This is a genomic window from Mariniblastus fucicola (assembly GCF_008087665.1).
In the GTDB taxonomy this organism is placed as follows: domain Bacteria; phylum Planctomycetota; class Planctomycetia; order Pirellulales; family Pirellulaceae; genus Mariniblastus; species Mariniblastus fucicola.
Genome location: NZ_CP042912.1, coordinates 660,167 through 683,434, shown reverse-complemented (window position 1 = coordinate 683,434; position 23,268 = coordinate 660,167). Strand labels below are relative to the sequence as shown.

Below are 23,268 nucleotides of genomic sequence, written 5' to 3'. Positions count from 1 at the left end.
TGACCTGCATCGTTACAACAACCTGTTAATCAGAATCACTCTGGTTGCCCGGAAACTCTTCCAACTGTCGTCGAAGGCTGCCAAAGTCTGGCAACGCGTCACAGCGCCAGTCAGCCGCCGTGGACTTGAGCCGCAAACGAGCCGGCAAATGAATCTGCTCAACCTCCTGTTCGAGTGCGGCCAACCAGGGAGGAAGCTCAATTCCGACGCCCGTTGTTGTCCGGCAGAAAGCTTGGGCTTCATGCTGCAACAGATCAAATGCCTTCAGCGAATCCCGTGTTCTCGGTTTGGCAACGGCAGGTTTGACCAACGCAATCAGGCGGTCAATTTGAATCTGCGATTCGAAGCGGCCTTCAATTCGACGGCCAACCGATTGGAGCTGAATCGAATATCGTTTTCGCAGCTCTTCCAGTTCTTCGATGTAGCGAGTCGCCTTGGGTGAAATCTTCTCGTTGAGCTCACGACGCCACATCCGGGCGACGTTATTCTGTTTCTTGTCGACAAGAATTTTATGAGCCCAAATAACAGGCTTCATTTTCCAACGCACTCGATCGTAACTACTGCGAAGCCTCAAGAAATCGAGCAGAATAAAAATCTTGTCGCCATGATCTGACTGAGTCGTCGTCGTGTTGTAGTCACGATACTCAGTGAAATTCTCCATCACCGATTCGAGCACCATCGTCAGATGTGCCACGACCGCAGGCTTGGAAATTTTGCCGTTGTTAAGGTCCTCAAACAGCTTGAGCCCCATCGTGTCGCCGGCGTTCTCGACCTGCTCGATCCAGTTCCCGACTCCCTGGTGAAGAATCGCACGCACGTTACCCAGGTGCAGAAAATATTGGGTCAGCAGCCCGTCACCATAGGTCTCGATGAATTTGACCAGCGCCATCCATAGCTGCTGGTCGTGTACTTTCTCCAGGACGCTCAACCGCAGCGTCTTGCTGTGTTCAAGCCACAACTGCAGCAACGATTCGGTCAGCAATTTGAGGCATGCAAAAAGATTCTTTTCCCGCGATTCGCGATCTTCGGTCTCCGTATCAACGGCACTCGCATCAGCCAGGGCTTCCACCATCGCGGTGTAGGCGACTTTGAACAATTCGTCAAACTCGGTGACGGCTCCCATCGCGACCGGATGTTTTTGCTCCATCTTCAAAACGGTTTCCGTCAACACGCAAGTCTCCTCGAACATGCCGATGCGCGGCAACGTCTGGAGCATCTCCAGCATATTCGACTGAACCAAACGAACGTCAACGATGGACCGTGGATCACCGCCTCGCGTCAGCGGCACATACAGAATCGGCTGGTTCTCGAAATACTCAACCAGTTCGTCGAACCGATCGGCAACGTGTCGCGGATTCTGCATCACAAAACCGGACAGCGTATCGATCAGCGGTGTCAAACCGTTGTGCGATGAAAAGTCTGGCGTTTCACTACGATCCTTGAGCAAGTAGTCGATCGAAACGACGACGGCTCGCAGCGCCCGAACGGCGTTCTCTGTTTCCACACAGCAGTTGATCGTTTGCTCCAACAGCGACTCTTTGAACAGTCGATGTTGATCGTAGATGACCATCGACACCTGATCGCCGTCGGTCGACGGAAGCTTGTAAGCGTTGATGGAATCGAGAAGTTCCAGCAACCGTCCGCGGTTAATGTCTGCCTGGCGAACCCAACTGAGAATCGTATCGCGGCGAGCCGCAAGTCGCATCGCGTGATCAGATGGCACCTCGCCCTGTCGGAGTCGGTTGGCCTGGCCCGCCAGCGGTATCGTCGATGCGATCCGCCAATAGCTTGCGAGGTTGCCCAGGAACTCCAAACGATCAAGAACACGATCGATTTCCGCATTGAGAGCCTCATCGCTCTCGATGTCGTCGCCACCGCCGCCTCCGTCGTGAATCTCGCCTTCGATCCCATCGTTGGTGGAATCTTTGTATACGACGTCCTTCCAGAGGTCCTCGAAAATATCGCCCGAGTCGTCCTGATCCTCGTCCTCAACGCCCAGGGCTTCCATCCCTCTCGTATCAACTCGGCGATCAATCTCGAAGTGCGGCACGCTCCAGTATTGGTCAGCGTTCGCTTCGAGGAAGTCATAAAATTTGCTGATCTGCGACCAGGTATCCTGAACGGATTCGCAATCGACAAAATTCTCTGCGTCGTTGCACCGCTCGAGCAGCAGACGTTTCTGTTCGGCGATCCAGAGGTACATCAGATCGTGGAACGAACTGGCTCCCTGTTGCAGACCAACCGTCGACGATTGTCCCAGCCAGTGAATCAGCAACGCTGTCGTCGTCGTGTAATCTTCTCGCTGCAACAACGCGTCGATCACCAGCTTGTAAGCTTTCGGTGAATCGAACAGTTCTGCATGCTGAGCCCAAAAGCGAATATCACCCGCTTCCGCGCCACCTTTTTGCCACAGATTCAGAGCCGTCGAAACGAGCTTGGCCGCGTCGAAGACTTCGTTTGGATCAACCGCATCGACCGACATGACTTCATGAGCCGCATACTTTCGCCACCACGTCACCACCGATTGAAACTCGGCGCGAATCAGGTCAACCATCTCGTTCGCATCCTGAGCCGCCGCCTGACTCCACAATCGTGAGTAGAGTGCAAAGATGCTTTCGACAATATCGACCAGTTCGAATGCTCGATGATCCCGCACCGAATCCTGCAGCGCCGGAAACAAGCTGTAGTTCGCGTCGAAGCCAATGATGTTCCAGGGATCCACAATTGCTCCGCAGCCGATGCCGCGTTTCAAAAGCTCCACCATTCGACTGGCAGCTTTCAACGCGCCGCCAAGATTACGTTGCTCAATTGCCTGAAACGAGGCCGCCAACAAACAGTCGATTCGGCAAACGATTCGCGCCGACGCCACCGGAACGGTTTCCAATTGCATCTGGGCAGCGACCGGAAACCCCATCCTTGCGAAAATGGAAGCCAGCCGACAATTGACCAACTGCGACGCGCGTCGCGCGGACAGATTCGAGTTCAAGGCCTGCCTCGCGGCACCAAACGGCTGATGTCGTTCCAGTGACTCCTGATTCAGTCGTTGGCGATGTTTCTCGGGAAGCCGCTCAAGCAACATCTCATAAAATCGGTCCCGATAGTCAGCCACCACAGGCAGCAACGTGCCGAGTGTTACTTCTGAATCCCAGGCTCCAATACAGTCACCGGAAATGGCGGAAGCCATCAACATCGTGCAGGCCAGCACCGCGGCAGCTTCGGACTCCAGTTCATCGCGAGCGATCTCGCCTTTGGCAACTTCATCCCGCACCCGAGTCAACAAACCGTCGAGCGTCACCTGATGAATAATGAATCGTCGATAGTATCCGTCCGGCCCGACTTGCTGCTCGTCCCAGGTTCCAAAATGATGATTCGGTCGCTTGTTGATGGGATGATCAAAATCAAATGCCCGCGGATCGATCGCCAGCTCGTTCAGAAACTCCGGATTAAACTTCGCCGCGTGCAGAATATCTTCGTGCGTGCCACGAATCAGCTCGACCGCCATTCCCACGATTGTTTTGTAAGGCCCGGTAGCCGCACCAACGCCAGCAACGTAAACGGGAATCGGTCGAATCCACTCGTTAGGATAAGCTTCGATCTGTTGCGATTCGAGCGTGGCAATCGGTCGGTGACCGAGGAAGTCATTGAACTGTGCGAGGGCTTTGGCCAGACGCTGTTCGTCCGGCAAATCGATCAGCCGGAGCGTCAACTCAAATGCTCGAGCGACAAAAAACGAATTGAACGTAAACTCGGTTCGCTGGTGAAACAGCAGGTCCCGGTGAAAGCTCAACCACGCAATCAGGAACTTGTCGAAGACGAAACTCAATGCAGTCCTTGCTTGCACTGGATCGCGGAACGTCTCGTTGTCCTGCTCCAGCGCGTCAAGCCGCTGCGTAAGTACGTTGGCAACTTTGCGCCACGCCGGACAATCGCTTTCCGACTGATCAGCGGCTGAAACTTCGAACGGATCGTTCTTGTCCAACAACTGCTCGATGGACGTTTCTTCGTTGGACCGTTTATTACTGCGAGCAACGCGATGGTCCGCGCTGTTCAACAGCTCGCCAAGTAGCTGTTCCGGATTGGAGTGCTGGCTGAAAACTTCATCGAGATTTCGAAAGAAGTTTGCGTCATGATTACCCGATGAGAAATTCAGGTAGCCCAGGATTTTATCAATCAACGCATCGCTCGGATGTTCAGGGTTCGCTCGTCCCATCGTTGTCCGTTTTCCAATGCATTCGAAGTTCGCCAGAATCGCGACGCATCATTCAATGGCGCCGGTAGAGCTTCCATCGTAAAAATCGTCGTAAGATTGGTCTAGGGGCTGTACCAACTTAGTATTCACGGATTGCACAATTACAAAAGAAGTTTTGCTGCATTGAAGGAATGTCTATTGTCTAATCCACGGCCATTGATGACATTTTGAGGAACCAGCTTTTTCGAGTGCCATGACAGATTCCGAATTAAAAACTGATTCGAGTAGCCCGGGTGAATCACAAACGCCTAAACGTCCAAACTGGGTGGGCTGCATCGCCATTGCTGTCATTGCGCTGTTAGTGCTTGCAGCCGGACTGGTCGTCGTCCAGTCAATGCTGGTCCCTGATGTCGAAGACGACTCAACTGTCGAGATTCAGACTTCCAACGATGACGCTGGCTCGGATGTCCCGCAAACAGATGGCGACGACTCAGATCACGCTGCCAGTGATAGCACACTGCCGGACGAAGCGGATAGTCCAAAGCGACTGACTGACACGATTTCCATGCAGCAAGTCGAGACGGCTGAACATCCGCTGGATCCTTTGATGGCGATGGCCAATCGCGGGTTGGAACTTATCGACACACGCTACGCTGGCTATTCAGCCAAGATGCTGACTCAAGTCCGCACCGGCAACACGCTGCACGAAGAAAACTTGATGTTTGTCAAAGTCCGCCACGACCAAACGCTGTCAGTGGATGACGAGCAAGTCGAAATCCCCTTCAGCATCTACACTCGTTTTCTAAAGCCGAAATCGAAAGTCGGTCAGGAAGCAATCTGGGTTCGAGGACAGAACAAGGATCTGATTCTGGGGCACGGAACGGGATTGCTCAACTTCAAGACTGTCCGCCTTGACCCAATGGGCTCGTTTGCCATGACTGGTAACCGATACCCGATCTACCAAATCGGCTTTCGCAACCTGATTATTAAAATGAAAGAGTTCGGCGAGAACGATCGCAAGTATGACGAATGCGATGTCCAGATCGATCGAAACATTAAAGTCGACGGCCGCCCCTGCACGATGTTGACGATCACGCACCCGGTACCGCGTGAGCACTTCGAGTATCACATCGCGAAAATCTACATCGACGACGAGTATGAAATTCCAACGGGCTATGAAGGGTACTTGTGGCCGACAGCCAAAGGTGAAGAACCTCCGCTACTGGAAAAGTATTTTTATCTGGACCTTGATTTGAATTGCGACCTGAAAGACGTCGACTTCGACATCACCAATCCAGACTACGAATATCCTTCGTGGTAAAAAAAGCGACGCTCAATCGAAATCGAGCGTCGCATGTCGACGACTATTCTTGCGGCAAATCGCCGCTGAACGAATCCCTACAGGGCGTTCTGTGCGCCGATGAATGGAGCCAGCTTTTCCATCATGAGGTCGATGACCGGCTTGAGGATTCCGCGAACTCCTTCTGACTTGTCCGACAACAGGTCGTTGACCGTTTCTACAAACGTACTGACCAGTCCGATGGTCGCCGCCTTGGGATTGCCGTCGAGCTTGTCCAGTCCGAAGCTGTCAAAGTTTCCGGTGAAACTGCTGATCTTGTCCGCCAGCGACTTGGCGCCGTCTTCGTCAGCAACGCTTTCCAATCCTGATGCGATATCAGCAAAACTGTTCATGAGCTTGGGACCCGTTTCACCCAACGAATCCCTGAACGGAACTGAGGCAAAATCCAAACCATCGATGCCAGCGCCAGGAAGAGGAGTTACGGAAATCTCAGCTTGATCCAACGCCGCGCCGCCACTGCGGCTCATCATGTCCATGATCCATGGAACGCCAAAGACTGCAAGAATCCCCAACAGGCCAATCGGAATGATGTACTTCAACAAACTTCCGCCCGAACTGGAAGCAGCGCCGGCAGCATTTCCAACTGCGTCACGAGCCGCACCACCGGCAGTGCCGACTGCGTCGGAAGCTGAACCGAGCATATTGCTGAAACCAAGATCGTTGGTCAGCGATGCGGGCATGTATTTTCCGAGATGGGATTTTTGCTCGCCCAAAAGATTGCCCAGACCAACTGCGTCGAGAGCCTTGTTCTTGATGTGTTTGCCGATCACGCCCATGATGATCGGAGCAGCCATCATCAAGAGCTTGCCGACGACGCCTTTGTCCAAACCAAGCGACTTGGCGATCATTCCAATCATGCCGTTGGTTTGCTGCCCTCCGCCAAGAACCATGTCGAGAATACCTGAACCCTGCTTTTCGAACTCGTCTGTCGAATCTCCGCCACCGAGCAAATCGCCAAGCTTGTCCAGTACGGAATCATCCTGTTTTTGAGCAGCGCCAAAGATATCCTGAGCACCTTGTGGTGTAGAGGCTTTCTTCATCAAGCCGCCCAGAATCGAACCGGCAGCAGTTTCAAACAGAGAGGGTGTCTTTTTAGCGTCCGTTCCGAGAAGTCCTCCAATTTGGCCCATGACCTGATCAGACACGGCGCCTTTGACCAGATCCATAATGTTTACAGACATTCGTTTTCCTCTAATAGCAATTTCGGTGAAGTGATTTTGTGTGACGAAGTATAGCGGTTTTGATCAACCGAGGCACCCATTTTGGTGGCTGCACCAACGTTGGCTTCGACGTCAAAACGCGACGCCCTGCGTATTCGCGTTGCTGCGAATTGAACTTGTGAAGGCCCTTTGTTCGTTGCGTCGAAATCCTGCAGATTCGCTCGACGGCGATTGTCGGCGCATCCGGTCGAAAATCGAGACTTCCCGTTTCATCATTGATCAAACTGATGATTTCAGCCCCGGTTCGCCGATGGACAATGTCGGTGTCTGCGCCGACAACAGAACAGATCGGCGATTGATCGGCAGTAAAAACTACCAATATCGCTCCAACACGATTTGGCCAGGCGACTTGCTACGGTGTCGCGTCATCGACCGTTTCCCCAGGATCTCTTCCATCGAATCGAGCATCGCCGGGTTGCCACAGAGCATTACCGATGAATCCTCTTTTGTCATTCGGCAATCTGCAGCAGATTCCAGTTCACCGCTCTCAACAAGCGCCGGAATGCGCCCATTGAGCGTGCCGTCAGCCGTTTCGCGAGTCAACGCCTGGACAAACCTGAACGCACCCAACCGCACGTTTTCAATCGCCTGCAACTCGTCGGTATAAGCCAGATCATTCGCGTGTCGAACGCCGTGCACGACGACAATTTTTTTGTATCGCTGCCACGGTTCTTCGGTGCGCAGCATTGCAATGTACGGCGCCAAACCGGTTCCCGTCGCGATCAGCCAAAGATTCTCCGCGTCAGGCGTTTTCTCCAGCGTGAATCTTCCGGCGGCTTTCTGGGAGACCTCAATATCGTCTCCCGGTTCAAGCTTCCAAAGATGCGGCGTCAACTCGCCGTCGTCAACGCGAATGATGAAGAACTCCAGACTTTCTCCGTACGGCGATGCGACCGAGTAAGGCCGATTCACTCGTTGCTTTTCCCGCGTGTCGTCGTCAGCATCGGCATCGATTCCGTCCGGAAACACAGCAAGGTGCAGAAACTGGCCGGGCTCAAACGGCTCAACACCGGTGCCATCGATCGACAAAGTAAACAGTCCTTCAGTCCAAACTTTTTTTGCCAGGACTTTGGATTGAAACCATTTGGGCATGGTGGACTCGGCGGGACGATGGAAGTTTGAAAGGAAGGAGGTTCCAGACACAGGGACTGAACGCAAAATCGCTGGAACCGCGACCAGTCACATGTCTACGATCTTAATCTGGAATCCACAGTCCGGAAGATGTTTCTGATCCGCCAGGCTCACTCTCGGTCGCCGCTGCTTCGACCGGCTCACCATCGCTTGAAGGCAACGCGCCGGGATGAATTCCAAGCGACTGAAACAGTCGAGCCAACTCCTGTTCGACACCCTGCTCGTTCATGTGACGGGACTCGATCGTTTGCAGCAGCGAATCCAGTTTGTCCTCAAGACCGTTTCTCAATCGATATTCGAACTCGGCCACGAGCAAAATCCCAAGCGGTGCACCAAGCTTCGCAGCTTCCGCACGCGATTTGGCGAAATGATCGAGCGCCTCTTCATGAGACTCACTGAAACGAGCCATATTCACGTGGCAAATATCACGTCTGGCACCCTCAATGTGCTCTCGCTTGAGCAACTCAGGCGTCAGCTGTTTCAGCCCCGTGAAGTTTTGAGTCATGGTCGCGATCTGAAAATAGCCCAACAGCTGATCGTCGCTGAGCTTCTCTGCATCGATACGACAAATCTGCATCGGCGTCAGGAATTCGTCCTCAGACGGAGCCAACAATTCCAACTTCGGAATCCCAAGCTCGGTTCGCAGCTCGTCAATTGCCTCTGGAGTAAACGCTTCGCCGTTGGCCGTTTGCTGCAAGTGCAACAGCTTCGCCTGCACCCAAGGCTCCAGCGATGCGTCACCAGCAACCTCACGAATAGATTTGCCATCGATAAACTCGTGCTTGAGATCCAACCAACGACCCAAGGCGACTTTCTTCATCTCGCCCAGCAGTTCTTTATGCTGTTCGCGACTTGTGTCGTCGGGAAGATTCCAGTTCCACGTAATCGCATCGGAACCCTGGTTCACTTTGTCGAAAGCAACCGTCGTCGGATCGGTTGAAATCCCGGTGATCTTCTTGAGCTGGCCAATCGCCTCATTGAATCGTGCGTTCTCAACGCAAACCATTTCGACGCGCGTCGATCTGTCAGTCTGTTTGCCGTACAGCAAAACTTCGCCGAGTGAAAACGGAATGTTGTCCAGGGAAAGATTATCAGCCGACGCCAATTTGGGTTTATCGAGAATCAAGAATCCGGCTCGCGGCGCCGGACCTTCATCAAACGGATCATGGTCTGGGCCCGGATTCATCGGGATCATCGAATCACTGGAGATACATGCTTCGCTGATGGCTTCGAAGTTCTCCACCTCCCAACTGGAACGATTGACAGGCACGTATCCTTCGCTTCCCGACATCGCGGCGATCGCTTCGGCCAGCCCGTGAAACTCGATCGCATCCTTTGGCTTGGTGGTCTCCATCGACGCCACGTTTCGCCATGCAGCAATTTGGGCGCTCAACGGCGCGAACATCGAAGTTACTACCGCGATTCCCTGAGTGATTTGTGGCTGATTCGGATATTGTTCATTAAGCTGCAACAACATCCCCAACGCACGTCGAAACTGGCCGCGGCCGACAGCGCGATGCACATTGGTGAAAGATTTCTCCCACTCCGAACCTTCGACCGGCGGTTCGAGCTGGTGATTGGCTTTGAGGAACATCACGGCACCGGACGGATTGAACAGCTCATGCAGCAGCTGCGTCAGGCGAGGATCCTCTTCCTTGAGAAACAGGGCGAACGAAAGATGGGCTCTGGCTGCGAGAATGTTTTGCTTGGCCACCAACGCCATACCGAGACTTTCGAAAGCCCGAGCCAGCGAAACAGGAAGCTCTGTCCCGGTGATCGCGTCCATCGCGTCTTGCAGCGTCAACGTCGCCTGATCGACTTCGCCTCGCATAATTTCGATCAACGCCCGATGCTGCAATCCTGTCGGATGATCAGGGCAACGTTTCAAAAACGCTTCGTTGGTGGCTTCGGCGCCGTCAACGTCCTGGGTCGAAATTTGCACGAACGTTTTAAACGTCGTCAAACAGTCCTTGGGCCCCATCGTGTCCATCGCACGCTCAAGCTGCTCCAGTGCCGCCTGCGACTGGCCGGAGTGGTGCTTTGCCAAAGCATCGTTGAGGTCTTCGATGACAGCTTTGCCACAGCAGAACTTGATCTTCTTCTCTTCGTGACAAGGGCACTGCTGGTAGATATCAATCGACATATAATGTTCCGAGTTGTTGGCCTGAGTAGCCGTTTTGCGTTCGCACGCTCGTGTCACAATCCAGCGGATTGGTTTTCATAAAATTTAAAGCAATCAAGACTCGCAAGAAACCCTTGACGTGGCGAAATGCAAGGTTTGACCGTTTTCCTTCAGAGACATTGATGAATCACTCGAACTACAAAACGGGTTTTGACCAACGGATCGAGCCGTGGGACTTTTCCTCGCTGCACAACGTCGGGCATACACTTACCGAAACGGCCGAGCGAATGCCGGATTACCTGGCCGTTGCTGCGCCGAGGTTGCCGGGCAGTGCAGCAGCCAGAATCCTGCGACGTTTGACGGGAAAGAATCAATCACAGACTGCCCAACCGTTGCCGTTCGACACGATCACGTTCGGTGCGCTCGAAAAATTGAGCAACGCCTACGCGAATGGTCTTCGCGATTCCGGAGTCGAGAAAGGGAACCGTATCGCGTTGATGGTTCCGCCCGGAATTCAGTTCGTGGCTTGCGTGTTCGCATTGTTCAAGACTGGAGCCACGATCATCCTGATCGATCCGGGCATGGGACGCGACAACCTGGTGAAATGTCTTTCAGAAGCAAATCCAGAAGGCGTCGTCGGTTCCCGTTTGGCACATTCGGCGCGGATGATTTATCGTCGCTGGTTTCCGAATTGCAAAAAGAACTTTGTTGTCGGTGGATCGTTTCCCGGTTGCAAGTCGATGAGCAAGTTTGAGAAATCAGCCGACAAAGAGTTTGCACCAATCGAAATGGATCGCGAAGATTCTGCAGCGATCATTTTCACGACCGGCAGCACGGGACCGCCGAAAGGAGTCCACTATCGGCATCGCATTTTCCTGGAACAGTCACGCCAGATTCGCGACTGGTTCGACGTGCGCCCCGGGACGGTCGACGTTTCCGGATTTCCGCTGTTTGCGCTTTTTAATTCGGCTATGGGATCCGCGACGGTCTTTCCGGACATGGATCCGACTCGTCCCGCCGACATCTTTCCTCCCAATCTGATTCATGCCGTCGAAACGTTCGGCGCTGACCAGAGCTTTGGTTCGCCAGCGCTATGGAATACGGTGTCGCGATACTGCGCGGACAACGACCGCAAACTTCCGACAATCAAACGTATTCTTTCGGCAGGTGCTCCGGTGCCGCCACACGTTCTCAAACGAATCAAAAGTGTGATTGCTGACGATGGCGACGCGTGGACTCCTTACGGCGCGACCGAATCACTGCCGGTAGCCTGTATCAGCGCGACAGAAGTGCTCAACGAAACAGCCGAACAGTCAGCTCAAGGCGCTGGCACGTGCGTCGGTCAAAAGTTTCCTGACATGACCTGGAATCTGATTCCAATCTCTGACGATCCAATCCCTTCGATCGACCAAACCACTTTCCTTCCTCAAGGCGAGATCGGCGAACTGATCGTGCAAGGCGCCGTCGTGACGGACAAGTATCTGACTCGCGGCGATGCCAACGCGGACCACAAGGTTGCTGACGGAGAAAAATTCTGGCACCGTATGGGCGATGTCGGTTACTTCGATGCCGAAGGAAGATTCTGGTTTTGCGGTCGCAAGTCACATCGACTTGAAACGGAAACCGGGCCGATGTTTACGGTTCCGTGCGAATCCATCATTAACTCTCACCCGTCCGTGTACCGAAGCGCTTTGGTCGGCAGCGGAAAAACGGGCCAACAAGTCCCCGTCATTTTTGCTGAACTGTGGCCAGAAAAAAATCCGTCGAACGAAACTGAAAAGGCAGCCCTGATTCAGGAGTTGAAAGACCTCGCGGGCCAGCATTGGCAAACCGACGCGATCAAACATTTTGCGATCCACGACAAACTTCCCGTGGACATTCGACACAATTCAAAAATCTTCCGGGAAAAGATGAGGCCGCTCGCCGATCAGATAATCAATCAGTGACCGCACCAACCAGTCAGTCGCCAGAAATCTTTGGCAAATCTTCGAACTGACTCCACTCGCTCCACGAACCAACGTACAGCTTTCCGGGCTTCATTCCCAAATGAGCCATCGTCAACAGGTTGTGACAGGCGCTAACGCCCGAACCACAGTAGAAAGTCGTCGATTCACTTGGAACGTCGCCCAACAGATCGGCAAACTCGGCCTTGAGCGTCTCCACGTCGCGCAGTTTAAGGTCTTCGTCCTTGTTAAGCGCGTGGTGGCGATTCTTTGCTCCCGGAATGTGGCCGGCAGCTGGATCTGAACCGCTGGAATCGCCTCGATAGCGTTCGGCATCGCGCGAATCGATCAGCAGTCGCTGGTCCAGTACTTCTTCGAGCACAACCAGCATGTCGCGATTGGCAGTGCCTTCGAAGTCGCCAGGTTCGTTCGTTTCGATGCCCGCAACTGTTTCGTGGCCGGCGTCGACCCACGCTTTGATTCCGCCATCAAGTACGGCGACTTTGTCATGCCCCATGTAGTTCAACAACCACCACAACCGCGGCGCCGTAATTCCACGGTTGTCATAAGCGATGACTTGCGTGCCGGGAGAAATACCGAGTCGGCAGAAAACCATTTCCAGCTGATCGGCCGATGGCAATGGATGGCGCCCCTGGTCCGTTAGCGGCGGGCCGCTGAGATGTTTGAACGGATGAGCGTACACTGCGCCGGGAATGTGAGCGGCCTGATACATTTCATAGCCGGCTGCTTTGTCTTTCAGATCGTAACTGGCGTCAACAATTACCCAGTCCGGTTTTCGATTCGCGATTAGTTCGTCAACGCTGACGAAAGTCGTAAACATGGTTTCCCTTTTTTGAGTTGAGTTGAGTTGAGTTGAGTTGAGTTTCGAAAAAGTAACTACATGATTGCCTGAACAGTTGACTCAGCTGGCTCGCTTTCTAGCCGGTGTGCTCAAGAAAGTGACGGTTTTGAACTGGAACCACGGCCTCAAGGATTCTGGACAGGACTTCGGCGGGAGACCCGTTTGCGTTTATCGTCGCAATAATTTCCTGGGGATAGCATTCCAGAACCGCCGCGGACTTTTGCCGGTAGACCTCGAATCGTTTTCGAATGACGTCTTCGTTCGCGTCGTCAGCACGGTTCTCCCGAATCGCCCGGCGGCGCATCCGGTGAATCATCTCCTCCTCATCGGAGCATTGCAGGTGGATGACTTGCAGGATGTCGAGATGATCTTGCACCAATTCTGTCTGAGCCACGTTTCTTGGTATACCGTCAAGAATCAAGATATCTTCACGCGGTTTGTAACGGGAGAGTGCCTCGTAAGCGTTCAGAGCTTTCTTCCAGATCTTCACCGTGAGCTCATCGGGAACCAGCTTGCCTTGCGAGCTGTACTGATAGACTTCGCGGCCATCGTCGCTGCCGATGTCGATTGAGCGGAACACATCACCAACGGAAAGGTGAAAGAACCCGGGCACCGAACCAAGGATCGCGCCTTGCGTGCCTTTCCCGACCCCTGGAGGACCAAACAGAAGCACGGAACGAAATTTCATGGAAAAATCCGACTGGGGCATGGCAGGCTGGCGGAAGGGGGTGGTCGATGCCAAATCGGTATAACCAACACGGCAAACGAGCTTCGATTTTGATTCATCGCAATTCCCAGGGCAAGACCGCGCAGCATTGATTTTTCAAGTTAAAATTGGAATACCACCGTTGTCCGGACATCGACTGACGCCAACACACAGGATTTCATGAAACGTTTCCTCACATTTGCAATCGCAATCGCCCTGTTCGCTTTCAACTCAGCCTACGAACACGAAGCCGTCGCCCAATTGAACTACAAGGTCAATCTGGACGAAACCGCTCATCGATACATTCACGTCACTTTGGAATTCGAAGCCGAAGACGACCAGACGGAATTGATGATGGCCGTCTGGACGCCCGGCTCGTACCTGGTCCGCGAGTATGCTCGTCATATCGACAGCATGACCGTAACCGACCAGGACGATCAGCCGTTGCCGTTTCGGAAGACGCGAAAGAATCGCTGGATGGTTGAAACAGAAGGCGGTGGCAGCGTCAAAGTCAGCTATCGGCTGTACTGCAACGAGGAGTCCGTCCGGACGAACTTCGTCAATCATGACTACGCGGTGCTCAATGGTGCTCCGACGTTTATTACGCTTCCGGATCGACTCGATCAGGAGCATATCGTTTCGCTCAAACTGGCCTCTGACTGGAAACGTTCGGCCACAAGTTTGACTCGTGGAGAATCTCCGCATGTCTACGTCGCGGAAAATTTCGACGAGTTGGTCGACAGTCCCATCGTGGCTGGAAACATCCAGGTTTATCCCTTCGAAGTCGGCGGTATCCAACATCAGTTGGTCAACATTGGCGAACAGGGAATGTGGGACGGAGCGACAGCGGCTTCTGATCTGACAAAGGTCGTTGAGGCTCATCAGAAGATGTGGGGAACCGTGCCATACGATCGATACCTTTTCCTGAACGTACTAAGCGGTGGCGGAGGAGGCTTGGAGCACAACAACAGCACTCTGGTGATCTCCAGTCGTTGGTCGTACCGCGAAACGAGCCGCTACAAGAGTTGGCTGAGCCTTTGCAGCCATGAGTTCTTTCACACCTGGAACGTTCGTCGCCTGCGTCCCAAACCGTTGATGAAGTACGACTACGAGAATGAAGTTTACACCGATGGTTTGTGGATTGCTGAAGGAATCACCAGCTACTACCAGGACCTGGCACTGGTTCGCGCCGGCATCATTTCAAAGAGCAAGTTCATGTCCGGGCTCAGCAGCGAGATCGAATCGGTGCAGCGAACCGACGGCCGCAAGTTTCAGTCGCTGCGAGACAGTTCGTTCGATACGTGGATCAAGTTTTACCGACCGGATGAGAATTCTCGCAATACGCGGATCAGCTATTACGCGAAGGGCGCTGTGGTTGCGTTTTTGCTGGACATGAAAATTCGTTCGCTGACCGAGAACAAGAAAAGCCTCGATGATGTGATGCGAAAGATGTATCGACGCTACTCGAAGAAAGGCTTCACGGCGAAAAACTTTCGCAGTGTTGCCAGCCAGGTCGCCGGCGAAAAACTTGACGACTGGTTCGCCAACGCGATCGATTCGACGAACGAGTTGGAATATGACTCCAGCCTGACTTTCATGGGCATCAAGATCCCGGAATCAGCGATCGAATCGGACGAAAAACCCCAGCCCAATCCGTCAAGCGGCGGGACGCCGACGATCGGAGCATCGTTCTCTGGCAACCAGATTTCGCGCGTCGATCCGGATTCTCAAGCCTGGCAATTGGGTCTGGCTTCCGGCGATGAAGTGCTGGCAATCAATGGCTTCCGCCTCGCGGGTTCTTTCACAGAACGGCTTCGACAATATGAAATCGGAGACCGTATCGAGCTGTTGATTTCACGTGACGAGCGACTGTTTTCCGAAACGGTCACTTTGGAACGACGGGTTAGAAAAAGCTGGTCGATTGGTTGGGTTTCGAGCCCTTCAGATGAACAAAAGCAACGAATCGATTCATGGTTGGAGATCGAGCCACCAGAATCCGATAAAGAAAAAGAGGCCAAAAGCGACGAAGAGTCTGTGGGCCAAACGTCCGACGACGCTGCGAAAAAGAAAAAGAAGCGCCGCCGCAAAAAGCCTAACAAGTCCTGATGCCCACTACCATTTTTCGGATGTGAAATCACAATTTCGCGTCGGACGGTCATCTCTCTTCTAACTACTTTCCTGGAAGATGTTGCGCCATGAATATGGCTACGAACAATTCAATACGGGTGAAAACCGGGAGCCCTGTTTGTTGCCTTGCACGCTTCACTGGTGCGTTGGTTTTAGCGTTAAGCCTTTCCTGCACGGTGTTCGGCCAACTTTACATCAGTTCGGGGCAAAGCTATCCACCGAAGCCAGCCAAGCTCGCTAACGACGACGCTGCATCGAAGGAAGCTGTTACGCCTGAGGAAGCCCAGCGGCTTTACAATCGCCCAAAGACAAACCCGCCGCCGAAGTTCGATCCCAAAAGTAAGTGGCCCAGAATTGCAGGTGAGTTTGAAGAGCAGAACGCGATTCTGATCAGCGTGAGCGAACTTCTGCCGCAGCACGGCGGTGTGCTAAAACGAATCGCAGAGCTGACCGAGAATCATGTGCCTCTCGTAATTCTGTTCAACGATTCGAAACAGGTGCTGGAGGCGGTCAAGGTATTGAGAGACTCGAAGCAGAGCCTTTCACATATCAGCTTTCTGCACTTCAAGCTTGATACTGTTTGGCTGCGTGATTTCGGACCGGTGTTGGCTGAAAAAGAAAACGGCGTGATGTCGATCGACTTTTTCTACAACGGCCAGCGACCCACCGATGACCATTTTCCTCGCGATTGGGCGAAACTGACTGCGGCAGAACACAACTCGGTTCCCTGGACCATTCAGGGCGGCAACTTGCTGTGCAACGGCATCGGCCTGGCACTCACCACGACGAGAATCTTTGACGACAACAAAGTCATTTTCAAACGTCGTCCGGGCGTAAACATCGAGCAGGAACAGCAGAAATTCGTACTCAACGAATTCAAACAGTACACCAACTTGAAACATATCGAGGTGCTGCTTCCGCTGCAGAACGAGAAAACAAAACACGTCGACATGTTCGCGACTTTCGTCAACAGCAAAGAAGTGCTAGTTGCCAAGGTCGACCCGCGACTCGATCCGGTCAACGCTCGAATTCTGGACTACAACGCGAAGAAGCTTCAACGGATTCAAATCGACGGCAAGCCTTTGACCGTGCATCGAATTCCAATTCCCGTTCGTCGCGGGACGTCATGGAGCCCCTATACCAACGTGATCGTCGCCAACAGGTTGATCATGATGCCGGTGATGCAAACTGATGATCGAGCCACGATGCGTGACGCCATTGAAGTCTATCGGAACACGTTTCCGAACCACCGCATTGCGACAGTGGACATCACGACGATGGCCAAATTGCAGGGCGCGTTGCACTGCATGTCGATCCATGTGCCCTCGTACGTTCCGCTGCCGGATGACAAACTGGTCTCCTATCAGCGGGCCGTCGATTGGGCAAAGAAACAGGAAGCAAAAAAGTAGTCAGCCGCATGTCGGCTGACCATCCCCTCTTACTCGCCGGTGACTCGGTGGAGCAGACTTGCGATTCGATTCGCCAGTCCGCCGCTTTCCCGTCGGTTGGCTTTTTCCTGCTCCTCTTTGTCGTGCAGCTCCTTGAGGTGTTCACGCATGGCACGGATTCGCGTGTCAGCCACGTTGGCTTCTCGCGGTTCTCCAAGTCGCTCTTCGAGGTCCGCTTTGAGACGTTTAAGTTCCACTCGTTGACGTGATATCTCAGCCCGTTCGCGCGAAGTCTCCAGCTGCATTTCAGCAAGCTTCCGTTCGGACTGCTGCTGTTCCGCTTCGGTTAGTGAACCCGCGGACGGTCGGTTTTGCTGCTCACGTAGCGACGCAGCGTCCGCCTGAGCCGAATTGAGTTGAGTTTGCAGAGACCCAATTTGGTTGCGTAAATCTTCGACGACCGCGACAGGAACCGTTTCGCCTTCGCTGGTTTTCGCATCGATCACTCGCTGAAGAGCGGCGTTGGATTCTTGCTGTGAGGCACGGGCTTCGTCCAGCAGTTTCCTCAGCTGTTGAACTTCGGCTTCTGTTTCCGATTCACGCTGCGTGACGCGGCTTTCGAGTTCCGAGACCCATTTTTCGATTTGCTTTCGCTCCTCCTGCTCGTCCTGCGTTGCCTGGTCGGCACTGCGAAGCAACTCTTCCATGTCCCGAGCTCGAACGTCAGATCGCTTCAGTTCCTGCAGCAGTTCCTCGAGTCTCGAAACCAGCTTCACGGTCTGCTCACGACTTAGTACTTCGGCGTCTTGCGATGACGGACTGGTGCTTCGCTTGGCCAGCTCGAATCGAAGCTGTTCGTTCTCCATTCGCAGCGCACGAACTTCATCCGCAGAGACGAATTCGTCGTTAAACTCTGGTGCTGCGAAACCATACGGAACATCCCCAGTTTCGTCTTCAAAGTCGGCGTCAATATCGTAGACGAAGTCGATTGAAGTATTCTCGGGAGCTGCGACATCCGTTTCAGAAGCTGCAACTGGTGACGATTCCTCGCTGGCCTCAACGGGAGGAGTCAGGTTGTCTTCCGTTATTGCTGATGCAGGTTCGGAGGGAACCTCTGCGACCGGCTCGACGGGTGCAGGTTCATCGAAGACAGGTTCGGCGGGAACTTCTGGCTCAACCGAAACCGTGGGAACCGTTGGCGTTGCGTTGGCGTCAACCCATTCGACAGGCACTGGACCGATCGCGTTTTCGCTTGGAGCTTGTGCTTCTTCTTCGGTCAGCAAAGGTTCGCCGGAAAGCTCTGGCTCAGCGCCGTTTGCCACGGGAGGTTCGAACGAAACTGGATCAGCAGGTTCCACCGCCTCCGATGTCTCCGTCGGTAACTCAGCCTGCGGAGGCTCGAACACCTCGGGCTGACCTTGTGGCTCAGATTGGGCGACAATTTGCGGCTCGGCAACTGGTTCCGTTTTGACTTCGACTTCGGCCTCCGGTTCCGGCGCGAGAGCAGCTTGCGCGCCTTCTTGTGAAAGCACGGCAGTAATCTCATGCTGGCCGATTTTCATCAGATCGCGTTCCCGCAACTCCGTCGGCTCGTTGATCGCTTGACCGTTCACAAACGTACAACCAGTGTTCCAATCGCGAACTTCCAGCCGACCGTCATCCTTGATCTCAAGAATACAGTGCAGTGACCGAACGCCCTCGCCGTCCAATTGAACTTTGCAATGGCCGCCAGAACCGATCAAAGCATTGGAGCTTGAATCCAGGCTGAACCAAATCGTTTCGCCACGCGACTTGACTGACAAATAGGGAAATGGGGGTGGTGTGTTACCCTGTTGATTCATGATTAGACCTCCACCGTCGATGTGGATCCTTCAAGGACAGCTTCGCGGATGCTTTCAACGGTGCAGTCACCGCTCAGCATCGAAGCAATTTTTTCGTGGGTCGCATCGCCTTCACCCGTGTGAATCCCGACAACGCGGACCTGACTCAATAGTTCTGCAAATTCTTCGAGTAAAGCTTGCGACTCGTCACCGACTTCAACAAGCAAAACATCGGGCCGCGTTCGGCGAAGCAACAACTTCAAACCGGCCGAATCACGGACCAGCTTTCCGGCCACATGTTCAGGCGACTGTTGATAGAAAGAACGCACTTTTAACGCCTGCTCTCCATCGGCAATCACGCCAAAGACTTTGGTTTTCACATCCAGCGAGACTTTCTCTATCAGCTCTGCCATTTCGAACCCATGAGCAACGCGTATCGCTTCTTCTTCGGACCACCCAAGCCCTTTCGCGATTTGAGCAACGCTGACTGGTTCAGAAACCAGATTCATCAGCTTCATGTGGCGACCCGAAAGGCCGGCACGATCAAGGTTCTGGCCGCGAATTGCTTTTCGAGCATAGCCCTCGCTAGCCGCACATTCTGGCAACTGGCCAGATTCACAAATCAGTGCACTCTCAACCAGCAGCGAAAGCAAACTTGAGTCGAGCGGCAGTTTCTTGAACAGATGTGGTGGACTCACTTCGCGGTCAAACCGAAACTGGTTGACTTGCGTGGTAAAGCAAATTCGCAGCAGAATCGCGGCTTGAAGTCGCAGCAGTTTTTTCAGCAGTCTCGGATCCAGTACTTTGCTGTCCAGTAATCCGAGCAGTCCGTCGATCTCACTTCCGCGCCTTCCGGCAATCGTGAACTTGATAACAGGAGCCAATTCGGCAAGCGACTCTGGCATTTTGCTGGACACAAAATCGGGATCGAGCCCTGACGCGGTAACCGCCTGGATTCGGCCGCGGTCGACGTAGACGCATACGCGGCAACTTTCGTTTTCAACTGTCAGCATTCCGCACTTGCTGCCGTTGTTGAGCAAGTCAATGATTTCACGCAACCCGAAACAGCCAAACGTGCCCGTCAAATCGCTTTCACCCAGCTCATCGATGACTTCCGGAACGGAACTGCCGTCGGACTGCGACTGCACCACCATGACGCCGGTATCGATGGCGTTTTCGATCGTCGCGATCAGTGCTTCGGGCGTGTACGGTTTGGGAAGCATGTCGACAACGTTGTCGCAATCGACGTACTCGACATAGGCTTTCTTTCTCAGCGTCGAACTCGCGACGACGGGAATCGTTGCGGTTTCCGGATTCGAGAGAAGCTCGCAAGCGACTTCGTAGCCGGTCTTCCCAGGCAATTGGTGATCGAGAATAATCAGATCAGGACGATCCAAGATTGCCGTTTCGACGCCTTCTTCAGCGGTCGGTGCGACCAGCACGCGATAGCCGTGCGCGCTGAGTTCTTTGTCGCACAGCCGACGGATGGTCGTGCTGTCGTCGATAACCAGTACTGTTTTTTCTGACATATCTATTCCTGACAAGTTGCCAAAGTGAGTCCAAGTTTTTCAAGCTGTTGTTGAAACTGCTGTTTCGAAACAGGCTTGTTGATAAATCCACGAGCTCCGTACTCCAGTGCCTGCTGACGAAAGCCAGCGTCGTCGCGGCTGCTAACCACGATGACAGGAGCACTGCAGTAGCTGCCGTTTCGAATGTCGGCCAACAACTCCAGTCCGCCCAGTCGCGGCATGTCGAGGTCGGTCACCACAAGTTCGAAATTGGAACGGTGAAGTGTTTCGATTGCGTCCAGCCCATCGCCGGCTTCGACTACAGCGAAACCGTTGGACTTGAGAAGTTTTGAAATGTGTTTTCGTGCCGTGATCGAATCGTCGACCACCAGTGCTTTGAGCCGGCTGTCATCGGTGGCGTCAGTGCGTGCATCGACGTCGGACTCGGCGATGCAATAGTCCGCCACGCTTTCAGTTTCGAGCAACAGGACTTTCTCGCCAGAACCGGACAGCGTGATGCCGCAAAAAAGTGGGTGATTGCGAAGCATCGGCGGCAGTCCGCGAACGACGACTTCTTCCGGACCCAGCAATTCGTCGACTGAGATCGCGATTCGTGATTCCTTGGAGTCTCCCGACAAACCGGAGCACTTGACGACCAACACGTTGTTGGATTGCCGGTCACGCTTGTTTGAAAATGCCAGTTTGGCAAGCGAATCAAATCCGTCGCGGGACTTTTTCGCCGCAACGACAGACTGCATCGGCAATGCGTAGAGCTGTTCGTGAGAGCGGAACACCATCACATGCTCAATTCCGGTTCGGCGCGGAATCAGCAACCGAATCGTGGTGCCTTTTCCTGTCACAGATTCGACTTCGATTCGACCTCGCATCTGTTCAAGGGTCGTCGCGACAACATCCATACCGACGCCGCGACCAGAAATTTCACTGGCGGTTTGCTTCGTTGAAAATCCGGGATGAAAGATCAAATTGGCAAGCTCAGCGTTGGTTGTCTGATGATTGGCAGCGATCAGCCCTTTCTCGATTCCGCGTTGGCGAATGGCTTCGTAGTTGACGCCGTTTCCATCGTCGCGAACTTCGATTACCAGCAGTTGGGCGCTTGCGGAAGCTTCCAACGTAATCGTTCCGGCTTCGTCTTTTCCGGCAGCAGCACGATCGTAAGGCGACTGAATTCCATGTGAAACGCTGTTACGTACGACGTGCAACAAGGATTCGTAAAGCCGTTCCTGGACTTCCTGCTCCAGCCCCGTGTTCTCTCCAGCAACTTTCACGCGGACCTGCTTTTTTTCCTTTTTCGCGGCATCGCGAGCAGCTCGTTGCAAACGACCGAACAGCCCCGAAACCGGGACGCGTCTGAGGTGCATCAGTTCCTGGCGGAAGTCACGAATGAAACGCGTGATGGCTGCGTTGTCATTGGCAACAGGTTTTTGCAGGGCTCGAAATCCGCGGCCAACGGCTTCGATGTCTTTGGAAACCTCGCCCACGACCGAATTGTTCGAGTGGTGCTCAGCCTGTTCTTCGACAATGCTTAAACGTGTCGAACAACGTGACAATTCGCTGTACAAAAGGTCGAATTCCGAAGCGTTGTTTTCACGTCGATTGCGGAGGACAACCAACTCGGCGAGCATGTCCATCAGTCGATCCAACTGCGCGGCGCGAATGCGAATCGACGAGTTGTCGTTGGAAGCAAAGCTGGTTGGCGAAGGCGTTTCGGAATTCGACGCGGATACCGGCGAGACCATACTTGCGTTGGGTACGGTAGCGAACTGAGCAGGCTGTGGGTCAGGTGTTCGATGGATTTGAGTTTGCTGCTGGGTCGCGGCAAGCTTCGCGGAAACAGGCTCGGACTCCGGGTTTAGCAAGTCCATTTCTTTGCGGACAAAGTCGATCGCTTCGAACAGAGTTTCCGGGTTCACGTGGGCGTTTCCGGAGAAAATCTCTTCGAGTGAGTTCTCGAGGTTGTGTAGATGAGACGCAAGTCCCGCCAGTCCAACCGTCGCGGACGCTCCTTTGAGCGTATGAAGTTCGCGGCAGAAAGCGCGAATCGATTCCTTGTCGCTCGGCGACGCATCCAGGCTCAGCGCGGCAGCTTCCATCGCGGCGACGCATCGAAGCGAGTCATCCAGATAGGCGTCAAGCATCTCACGGTCGGCGCGAAGCTCTTCTCTTGCTGCTTCGTCGACATCTGTCTCTTGTGCCGGTTCAGAATCTGATTCGACAGGTGCAACCGGCTCGTTTTCCACAGCTGTTGGTTCGGACTCGGAAACTGTTTCCACAATCGGGTTTGGATTTGGTTCCGGACTGACTGGCTGTTTTGAAGCACCCGTCATGGCGCCCAACAGCATCCCGATCTCATTTTCCAACAGAGCCGAAGTTTGAATTTCGTCGCCTTCATCCGCAGTCAGTGCCGATGGCAGTTCAGTTTCGTAAGGCGATTCGACGGAAAACGTTGGAGCAGGCTCACTTTCCAGCGACAAACCTGTGCCCCAAGAACCTTCGGTCATGATGAAGTAGTCTGACCAGGCTTCGTTCGCAAGCTCGATCATATGATCAATTTTTGGGTTTGTTTCCTGAGTTGCGATGCCATTTTCAAGTTCGCCAAGATGACTTTCGACAAAGTCCATCATCTCGTCAACGATTTCAGTGTCGTCCGGATAGCGGTTCAGCCACACCGCGGAAACGTCTGCCAGACGTGCCAGTTGATCCGCACCTCTCGACAGTTCTTCTTTGCCGACAGTCCTGCTGACGTGGGCAAATTCCGTCAGTTCCAACGCAAGTTTTTCCAGCGCATTTTCATCGCGAACGATTGCAGTCGTCATCGATTCCCGGATCGGCGCCCAGGCGTTTTCAAGTTGTTCAGCGACGTTGTTCATCGAT

At 53.6% G+C, this 23,268-nt stretch carries 13 protein-coding genes; 4 read left to right on the top strand and 9 right to left on the bottom strand.

Going from position 1 to position 23,268, the window contains the following annotated elements; all coding sequences use genetic code 11:
• Positions 1 to 25: 25 nt before the first annotated feature.
• Positions 26 to 4,210 (bottom strand): hypothetical protein, encoded by a 4,185-nt coding sequence (locus MFFC18_RS02505; protein ID WP_075084720.1) that lies wholly within the window; start codon positions 4,208 to 4,210, stop codon positions 26 to 28.
• Between the two features lie 232 nt (positions 4,211 to 4,442).
• On the opposite strand from MFFC18_RS02505, the gene MFFC18_RS02500 reads away from it, so the two are divergent.
• Positions 4,443 to 5,510 carry a DUF1571 domain-containing protein gene (locus tag MFFC18_RS02500; protein WP_075084721.1) on the top strand — a complete coding sequence of 356 codons (1,068 nt, stop codon included), beginning with the start codon at positions 4,443 to 4,445 and terminating at the stop codon, positions 5,508 to 5,510.
• A gap of 77 nt (positions 5,511 to 5,587) precedes the next feature.
• Here the strand turns inward: MFFC18_RS02500 and MFFC18_RS02495 are convergent, their stop codons facing one another.
• The 3 genes from MFFC18_RS02495 to MFFC18_RS02485 all read right to left on the bottom strand — a co-directional run bounded on the left by MFFC18_RS02495 (position 5,588) and on the right by MFFC18_RS02485 (position 10,043).
• Positions 5,588 to 6,730 carry a DUF937 domain-containing protein gene (locus MFFC18_RS02495; RefSeq protein ID WP_084417144.1) on the bottom strand — a complete coding sequence of 381 codons (1,143 nt, stop codon included), beginning with the start codon at positions 6,728 to 6,730 and terminating at the stop codon, positions 5,588 to 5,590.
• A 351-nt stretch (positions 6,731 to 7,081) separates the two neighbouring features.
• Positions 7,082 to 7,861, bottom strand: coding sequence for a ferredoxin--NADP reductase (locus MFFC18_RS02490; RefSeq protein ID WP_075084724.1), 780 nt, complete (start codon positions 7,859 to 7,861; stop codon positions 7,082 to 7,084).
• A 103-nt stretch (positions 7,862 to 7,964) separates the two neighbouring features.
• Positions 7,965 to 10,043 (bottom strand): hypothetical protein, encoded by a 2,079-nt coding sequence (locus tag MFFC18_RS02485; protein ID WP_148618595.1) that lies wholly within the window; start codon positions 10,041 to 10,043, stop codon positions 7,965 to 7,967.
• Positions 10,044 to 10,204: 161 nt separating this feature from the next.
• On the opposite strand from MFFC18_RS02485, the gene MFFC18_RS02480 reads away from it, so the two are divergent.
• Entirely contained in the window at positions 10,205 to 11,968 is a 1,764-nt protein-coding gene (locus MFFC18_RS02480; protein ID WP_075084726.1) for a fatty acid CoA ligase family protein, read from the top strand.
• A 13-nt stretch (positions 11,969 to 11,981) separates the two neighbouring features.
• Here the strand turns inward: MFFC18_RS02480 and MFFC18_RS02475 are convergent, their stop codons facing one another.
• Together MFFC18_RS02475 and MFFC18_RS02470 are read right to left on the bottom strand one after the other, a co-directional pair.
• On the bottom strand, positions 11,982 to 12,806 hold the full coding sequence (locus MFFC18_RS02475; protein WP_075084727.1) for a sulfurtransferase: 825 nt from the start codon (positions 12,804 to 12,806) through the stop codon (positions 11,982 to 11,984).
• A 97-nt stretch (positions 12,807 to 12,903) separates the two neighbouring features.
• Positions 12,904 to 13,515: an adenylate kinase family protein gene (locus tag MFFC18_RS02470; RefSeq protein ID WP_075084924.1), complete on the bottom strand. Its 612-nt coding sequence runs from the start codon at positions 13,513 to 13,515 to the stop codon at positions 12,904 to 12,906.
• 198 nt (positions 13,516 to 13,713) lie between these two features.
• Here MFFC18_RS02470 and MFFC18_RS02465 point away from each other — a divergent pair, with 198 nt between their 5' ends.
• Positions 13,714 to 15,639, top strand: a complete 1,926-nt coding sequence (locus MFFC18_RS02465; protein WP_075084728.1) for a M61 family metallopeptidase — start codon at positions 13,714 to 13,716, stop codon at positions 15,637 to 15,639.
• 197 nt (positions 15,640 to 15,836) lie between these two features.
• Positions 15,837 to 17,069 carry an agmatine deiminase family protein gene (locus MFFC18_RS02460; protein WP_075084729.1) on the top strand — a complete coding sequence of 411 codons (1,233 nt, stop codon included), beginning with the start codon at positions 15,837 to 15,839 and terminating at the stop codon, positions 17,067 to 17,069.
• A gap of 29 nt (positions 17,070 to 17,098) precedes the next feature.
• Here the strand turns inward: MFFC18_RS02460 and MFFC18_RS02455 are convergent, their stop codons facing one another.
• The 3 genes from MFFC18_RS02455 to MFFC18_RS02445 are packed head-to-tail and all read right to left on the bottom strand — an operon-like array spanning position 17,099 to position 23,264.
• On the bottom strand, positions 17,099 to 18,889 hold the full coding sequence (locus tag MFFC18_RS02455) for an FHA domain-containing protein (RefSeq protein ID WP_084417147.1): 1,791 nt from the start codon (positions 18,887 to 18,889) through the stop codon (positions 17,099 to 17,101).
• A 2-nt stretch (positions 18,890 to 18,891) separates the two neighbouring features.
• The gene (locus MFFC18_RS02450) at positions 18,892 to 20,397 is read right to left on the bottom strand and encodes a response regulator (RefSeq protein WP_075084731.1); all 1,506 of its coding nucleotides are present in this window, start codon (positions 20,395 to 20,397) and stop codon (positions 18,892 to 18,894) included.
• A gap of 2 nt (positions 20,398 to 20,399) precedes the next feature.
• Positions 20,400 to 23,264, bottom strand: coding sequence for a hybrid sensor histidine kinase/response regulator (locus MFFC18_RS02445; RefSeq protein ID WP_162273958.1), 2,865 nt, complete (start codon positions 23,262 to 23,264; stop codon positions 20,400 to 20,402).
• Positions 23,265 to 23,268 lie beyond the last annotated feature (4 nt).

What these genes read in the sequence shown, in the direction of transcription:
- MFFC18_RS02485 (WP_148618595.1), bottom strand. Translation starts at nt 10,043, where the DNA reads ATGTCGATTGATATCTACCAGCAGTGCCCTTGTCACGAAGAGAAGAAG.
- MFFC18_RS02475 (WP_075084727.1), bottom strand. Translation starts at nt 12,806, where the DNA reads ATGTTTACGACTTTCGTCAGCGTTGACGAACTAATCGCGAATCGAAAA.
- MFFC18_RS02470 (WP_075084924.1), bottom strand. Translation starts at nt 13,515, where the DNA reads ATGAAATTTCGTTCCGTGCTTCTGTTTGGTCCTCCAGGGGTCGGGAAA.
- MFFC18_RS02495 (WP_084417144.1), bottom strand. Translation starts at nt 6,730, where the DNA reads ATGTCTGTAAACATTATGGATCTGGTCAAAGGCGCCGTGTCTGATCAG.
- MFFC18_RS02490 (WP_075084724.1), bottom strand. Translation starts at nt 7,861, where the DNA reads ATGCCCAAATGGTTTCAATCCAAAGTCCTGGCAAAAAAAGTTTGGACT.
- MFFC18_RS02455 (WP_084417147.1), bottom strand. Translation starts at nt 18,889, where the DNA reads ATGAATCAACAGGGTAACACACCACCCCCATTTCCCTATTTGTCAGTC.
- MFFC18_RS02500 (WP_075084721.1), top strand. Translation starts at nt 4,443, where the DNA reads ATGACAGATTCCGAATTAAAAACTGATTCGAGTAGCCCGGGTGAATCA.
- MFFC18_RS02505 (WP_075084720.1), bottom strand. Translation starts at nt 4,210, where the DNA reads ATGGGACGAGCGAACCCTGAACATCCGAGCGATGCGTTGATTGATAAA.
- MFFC18_RS02465 (WP_075084728.1), top strand. Translation starts at nt 13,714, where the DNA reads ATGAAACGTTTCCTCACATTTGCAATCGCAATCGCCCTGTTCGCTTTC.
- MFFC18_RS02480 (WP_075084726.1), top strand. Translation starts at nt 10,205, where the DNA reads ATGAATCACTCGAACTACAAAACGGGTTTTGACCAACGGATCGAGCCG.
- MFFC18_RS02445 (WP_162273958.1), bottom strand. Translation starts at nt 23,264, where the DNA reads ATGAACAACGTCGCTGAACAACTTGAAAACGCCTGGGCGCCGATCCGG.
- MFFC18_RS02450 (WP_075084731.1), bottom strand. Translation starts at nt 20,397, where the DNA reads ATGTCAGAAAAAACAGTACTGGTTATCGACGACAGCACGACCATCCGT.